The sequence below is a fragment of the Pseudomonas sp. GL_135 genome, from assembly GCF_057834665.1.
In genome coordinates this window covers 5584083-5598750 of the sequence record NZ_CM174408.1, presented here as the reverse complement: position 1 = coordinate 5598750, position 14668 = coordinate 5584083, and the positions used below count along the sequence as shown (strand labels likewise).

Sequence of the window (14668 nt, the reverse complement as noted above, 5' to 3'; positions counted from 1 at the left end):
CCCTTGAGTCTGTTTCATTCCCACGATCACCACGACCATTCCGGTCACGACCACGCAGGCCATGGTCATGGCGGCCACCATCATGGTCATCACCATGGCGAAGCCTCCGGCCCGACCGTGTTTCCGTGGCGTCGTGCTGCGTTGGCGGCGGTGCTGATTGCCTTCGCGGTTGCGGCGGCGAGTCTGGTGCAGGTGCGCTCCGGCGAGGCGACGGTCATCACGCGCTTTGGCAACCCCGCCCGGGTATTGCTGGATCCCGGCCTGAGCTGGCGCTGGCCGGCGCCATTCGAAGCAGCGATCCCCGTTGACCTGCGTTTGCGCACCACCTCGAGCGGTTTGCAGGACGTCGGTACCCGTGACGGCCTGCGCATTATCGTTCAGGCGTACGTGGCGTGGCAGGTGCAGGGCGATCCGGACAACGTGAAGCGCTTCATGCGCGCCGTGCAAAACCAGCCGGACGAAGCCGCGCGGCAGATCCGCACCTTCGTCGGCTCTGCACTCGAGACCACCGCCGCGAGCTTCGATCTGTCGAGCCTGATCAACACCGACGCCAATCAGGTGCGCATCGCCGATTTCGAAAACCAGCTGCGTCAGCAGATCGACAAGCAACTGCTGACCACCTACGGCGTTCGCGTCCTGCAAGTGGGGGTCGAACGTCTGACGCTGCCTTCGGTGACCCTCAACGCGACGGTCGACCGCATGCGCGCGGAGCGCGAAACCATCGCCACCGAGCGCACCGCCATCGGCAAGCGCGAGGCGGCGCAGATCCGCTCCGCTGCCGAACGCGATGCGCGGATTGTCGAGGCCGACGCCACCGTGAAAGCCGCCGATATCGAGGCGCAATCCCGCGTTGAAGCGGCGCAAATTTACGGCCGCGCCTACGCCGGTTCGCCCCAGCTGTACAACTTGCTGCGCTCGCTGGACACCCTCGGCACCGTGGTGGGGCCGAGCACAAAACTGATTCTGCGCACCGATGCCGCACCGTTCCGGGCGCTCGTGGACGGCCCGCCGACTCTGGATGGCAAGGCTGGAACGCAGCCATGACCGAGCACGACGCTGCGCACATCGAGCGGCCGGTGGTGAACAGCCCTTGGCTGCAGGCCAGTCGCCTGGCGTTTCTGGGGTTGTATGTCGTGACCCTGTTGGCGGCGCTCGGCTGGGCGGTCTCCAACGTGCGAGAAATCGATCCGCAGAACCGCGCCGTCGTGTTTCGATTCGGCGAGTTGGACCGTGTGCAGAACGCCGGTTTGCTGTTGGCCTGGCCGCAACCGTTCGAGCAGGTGGTGCTGCTGCCTTCCGCTGATCGCGTGATCGAGCGGCACGTCGAAACGCTGTTGCGCTCACCCACTGCGTTGGCGGCCGACAAGATCACCAGTTTTGCGACGCCGATGAGCGACGCGCTGGCAGGCTCGGGCTATCTGCTCACGGGTGACGCTGGCGTCGTACAGCTCGACGTGACGGCGTACTACAAAGTGACAGACCCACGGGAGTTCGTTCTGCAGGGCGAGCACGTGCTGCCGGCGCTGGATCGTCTGGTCAATCGCAGCGCCGTCAGCCTTGCTGCAGCGCGTGACTTGGACACCATTCTGGTGGCGCGTCCCGAGCTGGTCGGCTCTGACAGCCAGTCTGCCGAGCGTCGAGAACGCCTGCGCGGCGATCTGGTGCAGGGCATTAATATGCGGCTTGGCGAGCTGACGGCCACCGGCGTGGGTCTGGGCGTTGAAGTCGTGCGGGTCGACGTGCAGTCCAGTCTGCCAGCGGCTGCGGTAAACGCGTTCAACGCGGTGCTGACTGCGAGTCAACAAGCCGATCAGGCCGTGGCAAACGCGCGCACTGACGCAGAGAAACTCAACCAGACCGCCAATCAGCAAGCCGACCGGACCCTGCAGGTCGCCCATGCGCAAGCATCCGAGCGGCTGGCCAAGGCGCAGACCGACACCGCTGCGGTGACCGGGCTGGCGATGTCGATCCAGAACAAAAGCGATCCCGGATTGCTGCTGCGGATCTACCGCGAGCGGGTGCCCGCCATCCTGAAACAGGCGGGTTCAGTGACCACGGTCGACCCCCGCGACGATTCCCGTCTGATCATTCAGGGAGCTGACAAATGAGTGGCGAAGCCGTGCATAACCATTCCCACGACCCTTCTCACCAGCATGCAGAGCCCGCCGCGCCCGGCAGCATGCTAACCAGTCGCGAACAGCGCAGCGCCGCCCGGCAGTTGACGCTGGCGATGCTTGCCCTCGGCCTGCTCGCGCTGGGGCTGGTCTGGCGATTTTTCTCGCCCGAGCAAGTTGGGGTCAGCCAGCTGCTGTTGGGCGCCGCCTCTCTGCTGGTGGCCATCCCGGTGGTCAGCGCCGGCTGGCACAGCTTGCGGTACCCGAGTCTGCACGGCATTACCGATCAACTGATCGCACTGGCCATGCTGGGCGCCTGGGCGACGGGCGATCTGATGACAGCCGCGCTGCTGCCAATCATCATGATCTTCGGCCACGTGCTGGAGGAGCGCAGCGTGATCGGCTCTCAGGAAGCTATTCAGGCACTGGGCCGTTTGACCCGCAGCCATGCCCGGCTGATCGATAAGGATGGCGCCATCCGCGAAGTCGACAACGGTACGTTGGTTGCTGGTGACCGCGTTGAAGTGCGCGCCGGTGACCGCGTACCGGCTGACGGCTTGGTGATCTCGGGGCAGGCCAGTCTCGATACGGCCCCCATCACGGGCGAGTCCGTTCCGCTCGAAGCGCGGGCGGGCATGGAAGTCTTCGGTGGCGCGATCAACCTCGACGGGCTGCTGCGTATTGAAGTGACGCGTATCGGCAACGAGTCGACCCTGGGCAAGGTCATCGCGCTGATGCAAAGCGCCGAACGCTCCAAACCGCCCATCACTCGCCTGTTGGAAAAGTACGCGGGCAGCTACATGGTGCTGGTGTTGTTGATCGCGGCCGTGACCTGGTTCATCACCAATAACGCCCAGGCCATGCTGGCGGTGTTGGTCGCCGCGTGCCCCTGCGCGTTGGTGCTGTCGGCGCCGGCGACAGCCATCGCCGGTATTGCAGTCGCCGCTCGCCACGGCATTCTGATCCGCAGTTCGGCATTTCTTGAGGAGCTGGCCGACCTCACTTCGCTGGTCGTCGACAAGACCGGCACGCTGACTTATGGGAGTTTGCGCCTGCAATCGGTCCAGGCCGAGGAGGACGCGGGCGATGATGTGATCGCGTTGGCAGCAAGCCTGGGTTCGGCGAGCAGTCATCCGGTCAGTCGCGCGCTGGCCACGTTGGTCGAAAAGGATCATCTGCTCCCTCTGGATGACATTCGTGAGCGCCAGGGGCTGGGCGTCGTTGCGCGGACCGCGCGGGGTGAAGCTGCATTAGGACGGCCTGAGCTGTTCGCACAGTTGGGAATCGCGACCTCGCCTATCCCCGATCACGATGGCCCGATTGCCGGGCTCGCGCTAAATGGCCACTTCCTGGCCTGGCTGCTGTTGGCCGACAGCCTCAAGCCTGAAGCACGTCAGGCGCTGAGTGAGTTGCGCGAGCTAGGCTTGGGTCGACAGTTGCTGCTGACGGGGGATCGGCAGAGTGTCGCCGACAGCTTGGGTCAAGAGGTCGGCATCAGTGATATCCACGCCCAGGCGTTGCCCGAGGACAAGCTCAATCGGGTCATGAGCGAAATAAAAAAGGGCTTTCGCCCAATGGTCGTCGGCGACGGTATCAACGACTCGCTGGCGTTGAAGGCCGGCGTAGTCGGCGTCGCGATGGGGGCGGGTGGGGCGGACATCGCGTTGGCCTCTGCCGACATCGTCTTGATCGGCAGTGACCTGCGCCGCTTGGGCACCTGCGTGCGCCTGAGCCGCCAGTGTCGCCATACCTTGCAGGTGAATGTGATCATCGGACTCGGCTGGACGCTGGCCATTGTTGCCATGGCGGCTTTCGGCGTGCTGGGTGCGGCAGGCGCCATGATCGCTGCGGTCTTGCACAACCTCAGCACGCTGCTGGTGCTGGGCAATGCCGGGCGGTTGCTGCGTTTTCATGAGCCCATCGCGAAGTTTCACAATCCCTCCTAAGCCAGATTCCCCGGCGCCTGCATTGAAAGCGTTGGGTTAGAGGCCTCCACTAAGTATTAAAATTTGCTTGAGCTTTGAAGAACTCTGTTACAAATTAAGTTCAGTCTTGTTCGGGGTGCTCCATTTGCAGGCGTCAAACTGGCTCGAATTCTGGGGCACAGGGTCGTACCCGTTGTAGATTCGTCGTCGTTCAAACCAGCCGATCGCCTGACGGCTCCTGATCTGGGGCCGGTTATGGACTACCCTTTTCCATGTAGCTGGATCAGGGGGATTTCATATGCTCGCGCAACTTCCACCGGCGTTACAGAACCTTCATTTGCCGCTGCGTCTCAAGCTCTGGGACGGCAACGAACTCGATTTGGGAAATGACCCCCGCGTCACGATCGTGGTAAAGGACCCGTCGCTTGTTTCCGATTTCACCCACCCAAGTCTGGGCCTTCTTGGCAGTGCTTTCGTTGAGGGTCGGCTTGAGCTGGAAGGCTCGATCAGCGAAGTGGTCCGGGTGTGCGACGAGCTGACCAAGGCGCTGGTGGACGAGGACGACGACAATCTCCCTGTGCGCACCGAGCACGACAAGGCCACCGATGCTGCGTCGATCTCCTACCACTATGACCTCTCCAATGACTTCTATCGCCTGTGGCTGGACCGGGAGATGGTCTACTCCTGCGCGTATTTCAAGACCGGCAACGAGACGCTCGATCAGGCACAACAGAACAAATTTCACCACCTGTGCCGCAAGCTACGGCTCAAACCCGGGGAGTATTTGCTCGACGTCGGCTGTGGCTGGGGAGGCCTCTCCCGCTTTGCCGCGAGTGAATACGGCGTCAAGGTATTCGGCATCACGCTGAGCCGCGAGCAACTGGCGCTAGCCCGGGAGCGGGTGCGCGCGGACGGTTTGCAGGACCGTGTCGAACTGCAGCTTCTCGACTACCGGGATCTGCCTAAAGACGGCCGTTTCGACAAGGTTGTCAGCGTCGGCATGTTCGAGCATGTCGGCCACGCCAATCTGGAGCTGTACGCGAAATGTCTGTTTGATGCGGTGAAGGAGGGCGGTCTGGTGATGAATCACGGCATCACCGCCAAGCACACCGACGGGCGACCTGTAGGGCGGGGCGCCGGTGACTTCATTGATCGCTACGTCTTTCCCAACGGTGAGCTGCCGCACCTGTCGATGATCACTGGATTCATCAGCGAGGCGGGTCTGGAAGTCGTCGATGTGGAAAGTCTGCGCCTGCACTACGCCAAGACGCTCGAACACTGGAGCGCGCGTCTGGAGGAGAAGCTCGACGTCGCCGCTGCGATGGTGCCGGAGCAGGCGCTCAGGATCTTTCGGTTGTATCTGGCTGGCTGCGCGTATGCGTTTTCCAAGGGCTGGATCAATCTGCATCAGATCCTGGCGGTGAAACCCCATGCGAACGGCAACCATGATTTGCCGCTGACCAGGGACGATATCTACGCGTAATGGCGTCAACTTGTGGGAGCGAGCTTGCTCGCGAAGACGTCGGTACATCCACCGAATCATCGGCGGTTGAAATAACGTCTTCGTGAGCAAGCTCACTCCCACACTTGGCCTACTGCTCACTCACCTTTACAGAATCGGCGAAATCAGCCTGGCTACCCGCATCCCCAACTGCTGCAAATGATGGGTCTCTTTGCTTTCTTCGCTGGAGATTTCGTGGGAAAGGGCGAAGTCGTCGACCAACATAGCTTCGACTTCGCGTGCGAAGTCCTCGTCCACGGTCAGCAGCATGAGTTCGAAGTTGAGCCGGAACGAACGGTTGTCCAGATTGGCGCTCCCGATCGCCGAGATCGCGTTATCCACCAGCACCACCTTCTGGTGCAGAAAACCGGGCTTGTAGCGAAAGATACGAACGCCTGCGCGGACGGCTTCAAAGGCGTACAGGCTGGACGCGGCATATACCGTGTAATGGTCGGGGCGCGACGGCAGCAGCAGGCGCACATCTACTCCGCGCAAGACCGCCAACCTCAGCGCCGCCGATACGGCTTCATCGGGGATGAAATACGGTGTCGTGATCCACACCCTTTCGGTCGCCGCGTGAATGGCTTCTACGAAGAACAGCGAGCAGGTTTCCTGCGCATCGGCCGGGCCGCTGGCCAGTAACTGGCACAGCACGCCGTCTTCCGGGTAACTGTCTGGCAGGATCAGCGGTGGTATCTCACGGGTTGCCCAGAACCAATCTTCGGCAAACGATTCCTGCAGACACGCTACGACAGGTCCGACAACGCTGACGTGGGTGTCGCGCCATGGCGCCAGCGGCGGTTTGAGGCCGAGGTATTCATCGCCCACATTGTGCCCGCCAACGAAGCCTTTGATCCCATCCACCACGACGATCTTGCGGTGATTACGGAAGTTGATCTGGAAGCGCGTCAGCCAGCCGCCCCGGGTTGCGAACGCCTTGATCTGCACGCCGCCGTCGCGGAGCTTGTCGATGTAACGCGTCGGCAGCGCGTGGCTGCCGATGCGGTCGTAGAGCACATGGATGGCGACGCCTTCTGCGGCTTTTTCCAGCAGCAGCCCTTGCAGGCGGCGACCGAGATCATCGTCGTGGATGATAAAAAACTGCACGAACACCACTTGCCGGGCGCTTTTAATGGCCTCGAATATTGCGCCAAACGTTTCATCGCCGTTGATCAACAGCTTCACTTCGTTGTTCGCCAGGCACGGCATGCGTCCCAGCTTCGGCATCGCGCGCAGGGATCGATAAGCGTCGGATCGCCTTGCTGCTACTGCCTCTTCAATCCATGGCTTCCAGTTGAAGTCGGCGATCGCCGCGCGCATCTCGGTATTCGCCTGACGCCGCGCCTTGATGTACGCGTCGAACGTGCTCCTCCCGAAAACCAGATACGGAATCAGCGCGACATAGGGGATGAAGATCAGGGGCATCGCCCAAGCGATTGAGCCTTGAGCCGTACGCACAGTGAGTAAGGCGTGGATTGCTGCGACAATGCCCAGCAGGTGAGTGAAACCCAGCAAATAGCCAAAGAAATACGGGCTGTGGTAATCCATGCGCAACCTTGTGCCATAAGCTTATTGGTGTCTAACAGACCACATGACGCCGGGATTGTCGCTATTTTATTGAGGCTGCAACTGGCTGCCAGATCTGTCGTCTAACCGTCATCGTTCAGTGACCTGCCAGCAGGTCGCATCAAGATGCCCAAGAGTCCTAAAGGAAATCCGATTCATGAAAAAGCGCGTACTGGCGTTGATGGTTTGTCTGGCTGCGCCTCTTGCACAGGCTCAGGTGTTGCAGCCCGGGCTGTGGGAGTTGAGCTCAAGCAACATGCAGGTGGACGGCCAGCAGATGCCGGACTTGCAGGTAATGCTGTCCCAATTGCAGATGATGGCGCCGCAGCAGCGCGCAGCCATGGAACAAATGCTGGAAAAACAAGGCGTTACTCTGGGCGGGAAGGGTGTTCGTATTTGCCTCACGCAGGAGCAGGTCAAGAATGAGCAAATTCCGCTGACTGATCCGAAATCGGGCTGCACCCAGCAGATCACAGAACGTACCGGCGCTACCTGGAAGTTCAAGTTCAGTTGCGCTCGCGCTCAAGGCACCGGCACTGCACAGTTCCTCAGTGACCGGGAGTTCAACACCCATGTTATTGGCTCGTTCAATGCCACAGGCCAGCAACAGAACGGCAGCATGGACACGCGCGCTGTATGGCTCGGTCAGCAGTGCGGCACTGTAAAACCAAGGACCTGACTTTCTCTGCTTACTAAGCGCCCTGACTTGTCGGGGCGTTTTTGTTTGTACAGATGACGGGCCGTGTTCCACGTGGAACATCTTGTTGTTTCACATGAGCTTTTCCGCCTTAGGCGTTGAAGACGCTCAATAAAATCCTGCCTAACTTATAAAAAGCTTCATCTTTGCCCGATATCCCGGCTGTTATATTGTAACCATCGCCCTCCATCTCTGAGCCGGGATGCTCTTCTCCTTCGGAACGTGCCATGCACCGACGTCAAATGCTGCTCAACATGCTTTTGGCCAGCGCCGCCTTTGCGCTTCCATTCTCAGTCAACGCGACGCAGATCCGAAACGCCCGCCTGTGGCGTTCCGATAGCAAGCTGCGGCTCGTGTTCGACCTTAGCGGCCCGGTGCAGTACAAGACCTTCACGCTCAGCGCGCCCGAGCGGATCATCATCGATGTCAGTGGCGCGCGGCTTGATGGCAACTTCAGTCAGTTGGCGCTTGAAAACACGCCGATCAAATCGATTCGTTCCGGTCACTTCGGCCAGAGCGACACGCGCATCGTGCTCGATCTGACATCGCCCGTGCAGCTCAGCAGTTTTCTGCTGGGGCCCGAAGGCGCGCAGGGCAACCGGCTTGTTGTGGACTTGGGGCATGACGTGCTTTCTCGTCCTCCAGTGCAGCTCGCCGCAGCAGCGCCTTTGGCGAAAGAGCCACCCGCGCAGAACCCTGGAAGGGACCGTTCCAAGCGCGACATCATGGTGGTCGTCGACGCAGGTCACGGTGGCAAAGACCCCGGCGCCGTCGGCTCGAAGGGAGAGAGGGAGAAGGACGTCGTGCTGTCCATCGCGCAGTTGCTCGCCAAGCGGCTGAAACGCGAGAAGGGTTTTGATGTGCGCCTGGTTCGCAACGACGACTTTTTCGTGCCGCTGCGCAAGCGCGTGGACGTCGCACGCAAATACAACGCTGACATGTTCATCTCGGTCCACGCCGACGCCGCCCCTCGGCTGACGGCCTCCGGCGCGTCGGTGTTTGCCTTGTCGGAGAACGGCGCGACGTCTGCGACAGCACGCTTCATGGCCCAGCGTGAAAACGGCGCCGACCTGATCGGCGCGACCAGCCTGTTGAACCTGAAAGACAAGGACCCGATGCTGGCCGGTGTCATTCTCGATATGTCGATGAACGCCACGATCGCCGCGAGTCTGGACTTGGGTCACACCGTACTGGGCAGCCTGGAAGGGATCACGACGCTGCACCAGAAACGTGTGGAACAGGCCGGTTTTGCGGTGCTGAAGTCACCGGATGTACCGTCGATTCTGGTCGAGACCGGCTTCATCTCCAACAGCCGCGACAGTCAGCGCCTCGTCACCGCGCGCCATCAGCAGGCCGTTGCCGATGGCTTGTTTGATGGCATGAAGCGCTACTTCGAACGCAATCCGCCTGCAGGCTCGTACGTGGCCTGGCGGCAAGAGCAAAAGGCGAATGAGGCGTTGGTCTGACGGACTAAGTCATGAGGCAGAATGTGCAAGTTCGCTCTCATCAAAATTGACACCACTGCACATGCACCTGCCTAAACACCCATTGTGGGAGCGAGCTTGCTCGCGAAGAGGTCGGAACATCCGCTGCATGTATAGCGCCTGGAACACCGTCTTCGTGAGCAAGCTCACTCCCCCATGGACAGTGTTTGCCAGGGAGCCAGCACGGCGTCTGGACGACGGAGTCTTCCCTCATTCCTGCAGGGGTCAGGTCACCGACAACCCATCACTCGGTCGCAGGTGATCTTGGTCCGGCTCCCACTCGAACTCGATACCCGACTGATCGTCGTCCACCCGACTTTCTGGATGTACCCCACCCAGATTTCACCGTCCGATGCCAGCCCCGTGAAGAACGTCAGCGAGCCATAACGGCTGTTAGTCTGAGCCCAGCGGCGCTTGCCCGCGCTTTCAAAGCCGCGCACGAACATCGTTTTCCCTGCCACCGCCACGCTGTACGTGTTGTCGCCGGCATCAATGCAGGCCAACAGCATCGCAGTGCGCGTGCACAACGCCTTGTCCAGCCTTGGCGAGGGAGGGAGCGCAAACGCCTGCGTGCTCAGAGCCAGCGAACACCCTGCCAACAACGAAAACAACCGAGTCATGAAGCTGCCTTAAAAAAGATTAGCGCCTGCGTATCGTTATACTATAACGTAAAAAGCGATCACATCCGCACTTTGGTGAAACCTTCATGAACCGCCTTCCCGTTACCGTTCTTTCCGGCTTTCTTGGCGCGGGCAAAAGCACGCTGCTGAATCACATCCTGCGCAATCGCGACAACTTGCGCGTCGCGGTGATCGTCAACGACATGAGCGAGATCAACATTGACGGCAGCGAGGTTCAGCGGGACGTCAGCCTCAATCGCGCGGAAGAAAAGCTGGTGGAGATGAGCAACGGCTGCATCTGCTGCACCCTACGCGAAGACTTGCTGGAAGAGGTCAGTCGGCTGGCCCATGAAGGCCGTTTCGACTACCTGCTGATTGAATCCACGGGCATTTCCGAACCGCTTCCCGTGGCTGAGACCTTCACCTTTCGCGATGAACAGGGCCGGAGCCTGGCCGATGTTGCCCGCCTCGACACCATGGTGACGGTCGTCGATGGCCTGAATTTTCTGCAGGACTTCAATGCAGCAGAAAGCCTGGCCTCCCGCGGAGAGACCCTGGGTGAGGACGACGAGCGGGCGATCACTGATTTGCTGATTGAGCAGGTCGAGTTCGCCGATGTGATTCTGATCAGCAAGATCGACCTCATCAGTTCAGCCGATCGCCGGGAGCTAATGGCAATTTTGCGCCGTCTTAACAGTGAGGCGGAGATTCTGCCGATGGTCATGGGGGCCGTGCCCCTTGGCAAGATCCTCGACACCGGTCGTTTCGACTTCGAGCGTGCGGCTCAAGCACCGGGCTGGCTTAAGGAGTTGCGTGGCGAACATGCGCCGGAGACCGAAGAATACGGCATCGCGTCCACGGCTTATCGGGCGCGTCGGCCTTTTCACCCCCAACGCTTTTTCGACTTTCTGAATTCGCCGTGGGAAAACGGCCGGCTGCTGCGCTCGAAAGGCTTTTTCTGGCTCGCCAGCAAACACCAGGACGCCGGAAGCTGGTCCCAGGCCGGCGGCTTGATGCGTCACGGTTTCGCGGGTCGTTGGTGGCGCTTCGTGCCCAAAGCGGAGTGGCCGCAAGACGCCGAAAGCACGCAGGTGATCATGCGCAGCTGGGAGGCGGAGACCGGTGATTGCCGTCAGGAGCTGGTGTTCATCGGGCAGAACATCGACTTCGGCCGTCTGGCCGCCGAGCTCGATGAATGCCTGCTGACTGACGCCGAGATGGCGGCCGGCGTTGCAGACTGGCGCTCCATGCCCGATCCGTTTGGCGACTGGTACGGCGACGCGGCGTGAAACCCCTCAGTCTTACTGCGTTTTCCAGATGCCCTTGCTCTGCTGCTCGCAGAACGGTTTGAGAAACGCGGCGTCGCTGGCCACGCCGTAATAGTGAATGTTCTGCCGATAAGGCATATTGGCCACCTGCGCGTTGCTGCACTGGCCAAATGACCCGGAGGGGCACTGTTCCGAGTACGTGACGTCGGTTTTCTGATCCTTGAGCTGGGGTTTGCAGAACCCGTTATGGAACAGGTCTGGCGGGATGTTCAGATTCTCCTGACAGACCTTGACGTCCACTCCCTCGCCTTGGCTGTGCACGACGCACGACTCCGCCCAGACCTGCGTCGACGTCATCGCCAACAGCGTCCACCCCAGCCATATGGGCAGCCAGATTGCTCGCATCAATTACCTCCGTCAGCGCTCACTTCAGGAGCGATCTCAAGAATGGCCGACATGCTGCAGAACATCCCGACTCATGTCATTACTGGCCCGCTAGGTGCCGGCAAGACGAGCCTGATCAGGCATCTTCTCAAGCAGAAACCTGTGGGCGAGCGCTGGGCTGTGCTCATCAATGAGTTCGGCCAGATAGGCCTGGATGCTGCGCTGCTGACGACCGGCGACGATGGTATCGCACTTGGCGAAGTGGCTGGCGGTTGCCTGTGCTGCGTCAATGGCGCGCCTTTTCAGATTGGCCTCGGCCGGCTGTTACGCAAGGCCAGACCGGACCGCTTGTTCATCGAGCCCTCCGGGCTGGGGCATCCGGTTCAGTTGATCAAGCAATTACAGGAGGCGCCCTGGGTTGGGGCCCTGACGATCCAGCCCAGCGTCATGGTGCTCGACGCCCAGGCACTTGCCCAAGGCAAAGCGCTCCCTGACACCCAGCGAGAAGCCCTCGCACAAGCTGGCCTGCTGCTAATGAACAAGTCCGAAGGGCTGAACGCGTCCACGCGAAAGGCGATCACCGATGCGCTGCCTGTTCGCCCGCTGCGCTGGACTGACCACGGTGTATTGTCTCTGGCTTCGTTGCCCGGCATCGACGTCAGCGCTCAGGCTGGCTCAGACAATCCGGCCGTCCCCCGGTCATTGGCCCAACCCCCCGCAGTGTGGGCAGAGCCGATGACGCCGGTCTGCCTGAGCCAGCAACAGGCGGAGGGCTGGAGCATTGGCTGGCGCTGGCACCCTGAGCGAGTATTCAATGCGGCGAGCGTGCAGATTTGGCTGCAAAGCATGGGCTGGCAGCGGGCCAAGCTCGTTATCCACAGTGAGAAGGGGTGGATCTCGGGCAATGCGCTGAACGGGAGTTTGCTGGAATGGGCGTCGAGTGAGTGGCGCAAGGATTCTCGCCTTGAGCTGATCTTCGACGTGCCCCAAGACGAAGATGCTTTGCAGAGAACCCTGGCGGCCTGTCTGCGCTAGAGCAAGTTATCCACAGAGGGTTACTGCTTCCACTTGTTGTGTTCCTGGCGCCACTGGCTCAGCTGGATGATTTCGGCGGTGGGCTTCGGGTCTTTGATTTCGAACGGGTAGGGCGCCAGCTCGATCTGCGCCGCGTGGGCACCGAACATGGTGATCGTGCCGGGATGCCGGTGCTCACCGGTAACCGTGAACTCGAAGTTATACACCCGCGCCAGGCGCTTGCGGCCCTCATTGTCGCGCTTGAACGCGAGTCGCTTCAGCGCCACGTTGCCGTCGAGCAACTCGAGATCAAGTTTGGCGCAGTGCTGTTTGACGCGTTCGAGCGCCCGTTCACGCAGGCCATGGGCGTGCCACAGCCAGGCGCCGGCAGTCGCCAGCAGCATGAGGACGAAAATGTTGCCCAAGGTCAGCATGGAAAAGGAACTCCAAGAGAAGGCTTGCAGCTTAACTGCGTCGGGTGACAGACAGCCATAGCCCGAAAGTTTAATTTCGCTTCACTTCGTCCGGCATCGCCACTAATGTGCCTTCCCGGTCTCAGGAACCTGTCATGAAACGTACGCCCCATCTACTCGCCATCCAGTCGCATGTCGTGTTTGGCCACGCTGGCAACAGCGCAGCCGTGTTCCCCATGCAGCGTATCGGCATCAATGTCTGGCCGCTGAATACCGTTCAGTTCTCCAACCACACTCAATATGGACACTGGGCGGGGGAAGTTCTGGCGCCGCAGCAGATTCCGGCGTTGGTCGAGGGCATTGCCGCGATAGGCGAGCTGGGCAATTGCGATGCGGTGCTGTCGGGTTATCTGGGTAGCGCATCGCAGGGACGGGCGATTCTGAGCGCCGTTGCGCAGATCAAACGCGCCAATCCACGCGCGCTGTATTTGTGTGATCCGGTAATGGGGCATCCGGAAAAAGGCTGCATCGTGCCGCCGGAGGTCAGCGATTTCCTGCTCGATGAAGCCGCTGCGGTTGCTGACTTCCTTTGCCCGAATCAGTTGGAGCTGGACAGCTTCTCCGGCCGCAAACCTGAATCGTTGCTCGACTGCGTGGCCATGGCGCGCGCATTGCTGGCCCGAGGCCCCAAGGCGGTAGTCGTCAAGCACTTGGCCTATCCGGGAAAACCTGCGGACGTATTTGAAATGCTGCTGGTGACCGAGCACGACACCTGGCACCTGCGCCGACCGCTGCTGGCGTTCCCTCGGCAACCGGTGGGCGTGGGCGACCTGACGTCCGGGCTGTTCCTGTCACGCGTTCTGCTCGGTGACGACTTGCGCAGCGCCTTCGAATTCGCGGCGTCAGCGGTGCATGAAGTGCTGCTGGAAACCCAGGCCTGCGGCAGCTACGAGCTGGAGCTGGTGCGCGCGCAAGACCGAATCGCTCACCCGCGCGTCAGGTTCGAAGGAGTCCGGCTTTAAACTGAACCGGGTGCTGGCTTAAACTGGCTCATCCTTGATTTCACGATAACGCTTCTCCAGTTCCTGACGGATCTGGCGGCGTTGTTGTGCCTGCACGTAACGGCGCTTGTCTTCGCTGTTGGCCGGCGTCAGTGGCGGTACGCTGGCAGGTTTGCGCTGGTCGTCCACCGCCACCATGGTGAAGAAGCAGCTGTTGGTGTGACGAACCGAGCGCTCGCGGATGTTTTCGGTCACCACCTTAATGCCCACCTCCATGGACGTATTGCCGGTGTAGTTGACCGATGCCAGGAACGTGACCAGCTCGCCGACGTGAATGGGCTCACGGAAAATCACCTGATCCACCGACAGGGTCACCACATAGCGGCCTGCGTAACGGCTCGCGCACGCGTAGGCCACTTCATCGAGGTACTTCAGCAGCGTCCCGCCGTGCACGTTGCCGGAAAAGTTGGCCATGTCCGGGGTCATCAATACAGTCATCGACAGCTGGGCGTTTCCGGGTTCCATAGCGTGCTCACGGTCTAAAGGGTCAGAAGGCACCTTGCTCAGGTGCTCGAATGCAGATTGGCGAAAAACCATCGATACCGGGACGCCAACGGCCGCTCCGCCGTCACGCTCTGTACCCATCTGTTTCCATATATTGCACTGGCTTCTCGCGCTTTT

The 14668-nt window shown here is 60.8% G+C and carries 14 protein-coding genes; 9 read left to right on the top strand and 5 right to left on the bottom strand.

The annotated features are described in order from the left end of the window. Nucleotides 1–3 precede the first annotated feature (3 nt). The 4 genes from hflC (at nucleotide 4) to cfaB (ending at nucleotide 5522) form a co-directional block, all read left to right on the top strand. Entirely contained in the window at nucleotides 4–1044 is a 1041-nt protein-coding gene (gene hflC, locus AC3ISG_RS24785; RefSeq protein ID WP_489298201.1) for a protease modulator HflC, read from the top strand. Beyond that, nucleotides 1041–2108: an SPFH domain-containing protein gene (locus tag AC3ISG_RS24780; RefSeq protein ID WP_122623606.1), complete on the top strand. Its 1068-nt coding sequence runs from the start codon at nucleotides 1041–1043 to the stop codon at nucleotides 2106–2108. The genes hflC and AC3ISG_RS24780 overlap by 4 nt, the downstream gene beginning before the upstream one ends. A gap of 71 nt (nucleotides 2109–2179) precedes the next feature. Continuing rightward, the gene (locus tag AC3ISG_RS24775; protein WP_489299585.1) at nucleotides 2180–4060 is read left to right on the top strand and encodes a cation-translocating P-type ATPase; all 1881 of its coding nucleotides are present in this window, start codon (nucleotides 2180–2182) and stop codon (nucleotides 4058–4060) included. A 277-nt stretch (nucleotides 4061–4337) separates the two neighbouring features. After that, nucleotides 4338–5522: a C17 cyclopropane fatty acid synthase CfaB gene (gene cfaB / locus AC3ISG_RS24770; protein ID WP_122534228.1), complete on the top strand. Its 1185-nt coding sequence runs from the start codon at nucleotides 4338–4340 to the stop codon at nucleotides 5520–5522. Between the two features lie 126 nt (nucleotides 5523–5648). Here the strand turns inward: cfaB and cls are convergent, their stop codons facing one another. Continuing rightward, nucleotides 5649–7088, bottom strand: a complete 1440-nt coding sequence (gene cls / locus AC3ISG_RS24765; RefSeq protein WP_489298200.1) for a cardiolipin synthase — start codon at nucleotides 7086–7088, stop codon at nucleotides 5649–5651. 175 nt (nucleotides 7089–7263) lie between these two features. On the opposite strand from cls, the gene AC3ISG_RS24760 reads away from it, so the two are divergent. Beyond that, nucleotides 7264–7785: a DUF3617 domain-containing protein gene (locus AC3ISG_RS24760; protein ID WP_489298199.1), complete on the top strand. Its 522-nt coding sequence runs from the start codon at nucleotides 7264–7266 to the stop codon at nucleotides 7783–7785. Nucleotides 7786–8030: 245 nt separating this feature from the next. Further along, nucleotides 8031–9269, top strand: coding sequence for an N-acetylmuramoyl-L-alanine amidase (locus AC3ISG_RS24755; RefSeq protein ID WP_489298198.1), 1239 nt, complete (start codon nucleotides 8031–8033; stop codon nucleotides 9267–9269). 248 nt (nucleotides 9270–9517) lie between these two features. On the opposite strand, the gene AC3ISG_RS24750 is transcribed toward AC3ISG_RS24755, so the two are convergent. Beyond that, on the bottom strand, nucleotides 9518–9907 hold the full coding sequence (locus tag AC3ISG_RS24750; protein WP_489298197.1) for a glutamine synthetase: 390 nt from the start codon (nucleotides 9905–9907) through the stop codon (nucleotides 9518–9520). A gap of 86 nt (nucleotides 9908–9993) precedes the next feature. Here AC3ISG_RS24750 and zigA point away from each other — a divergent pair, with 86 nt between their 5' ends. Continuing rightward, entirely contained in the window at nucleotides 9994–11196 is a 1203-nt protein-coding gene (gene zigA / locus AC3ISG_RS24745) for a zinc metallochaperone GTPase ZigA (RefSeq protein ID WP_489298196.1), read from the top strand. Between the two features lie 12 nt (nucleotides 11197–11208). On the opposite strand, the gene AC3ISG_RS24740 is transcribed toward zigA, so the two are convergent. After that, entirely contained in the window at nucleotides 11209–11580 is a 372-nt protein-coding gene (locus AC3ISG_RS24740) for an NADH:ubiquinone oxidoreductase (RefSeq protein ID WP_272629745.1), read from the bottom strand. A 51-nt stretch (nucleotides 11581–11631) separates the two neighbouring features. On the opposite strand from AC3ISG_RS24740, the gene AC3ISG_RS24735 reads away from it, so the two are divergent. Further along, complete coding sequence (locus AC3ISG_RS24735; protein WP_489299584.1) at nucleotides 11632–12594, top strand: CobW family GTP-binding protein; 963 nt, start codon at nucleotides 11632–11634, stop codon at nucleotides 12592–12594. 20 nt (nucleotides 12595–12614) lie between these two features. Here the strand turns inward: AC3ISG_RS24735 and AC3ISG_RS24730 are convergent, their stop codons facing one another. Continuing rightward, entirely contained in the window at nucleotides 12615–13007 is a 393-nt protein-coding gene (locus AC3ISG_RS24730; protein ID WP_074886003.1) for a DUF3301 domain-containing protein, read from the bottom strand. A 134-nt stretch (nucleotides 13008–13141) separates the two neighbouring features. On the opposite strand from AC3ISG_RS24730, the gene pdxY reads away from it, so the two are divergent. After that, nucleotides 13142–14008, top strand: a complete 867-nt coding sequence (gene pdxY, locus AC3ISG_RS24725) for a pyridoxal kinase PdxY (protein WP_122623600.1) — start codon at nucleotides 13142–13144, stop codon at nucleotides 14006–14008. 18 nt (nucleotides 14009–14026) lie between these two features. Here the strand turns inward: pdxY and AC3ISG_RS24720 are convergent, their stop codons facing one another. Then, nucleotides 14027–14512: an acyl-CoA thioesterase gene (locus AC3ISG_RS24720; RefSeq protein ID WP_122534219.1), complete on the bottom strand. Its 486-nt coding sequence runs from the start codon at nucleotides 14510–14512 to the stop codon at nucleotides 14027–14029. Between the last annotated feature and the right edge of the window lie 156 nt (nucleotides 14513–14668).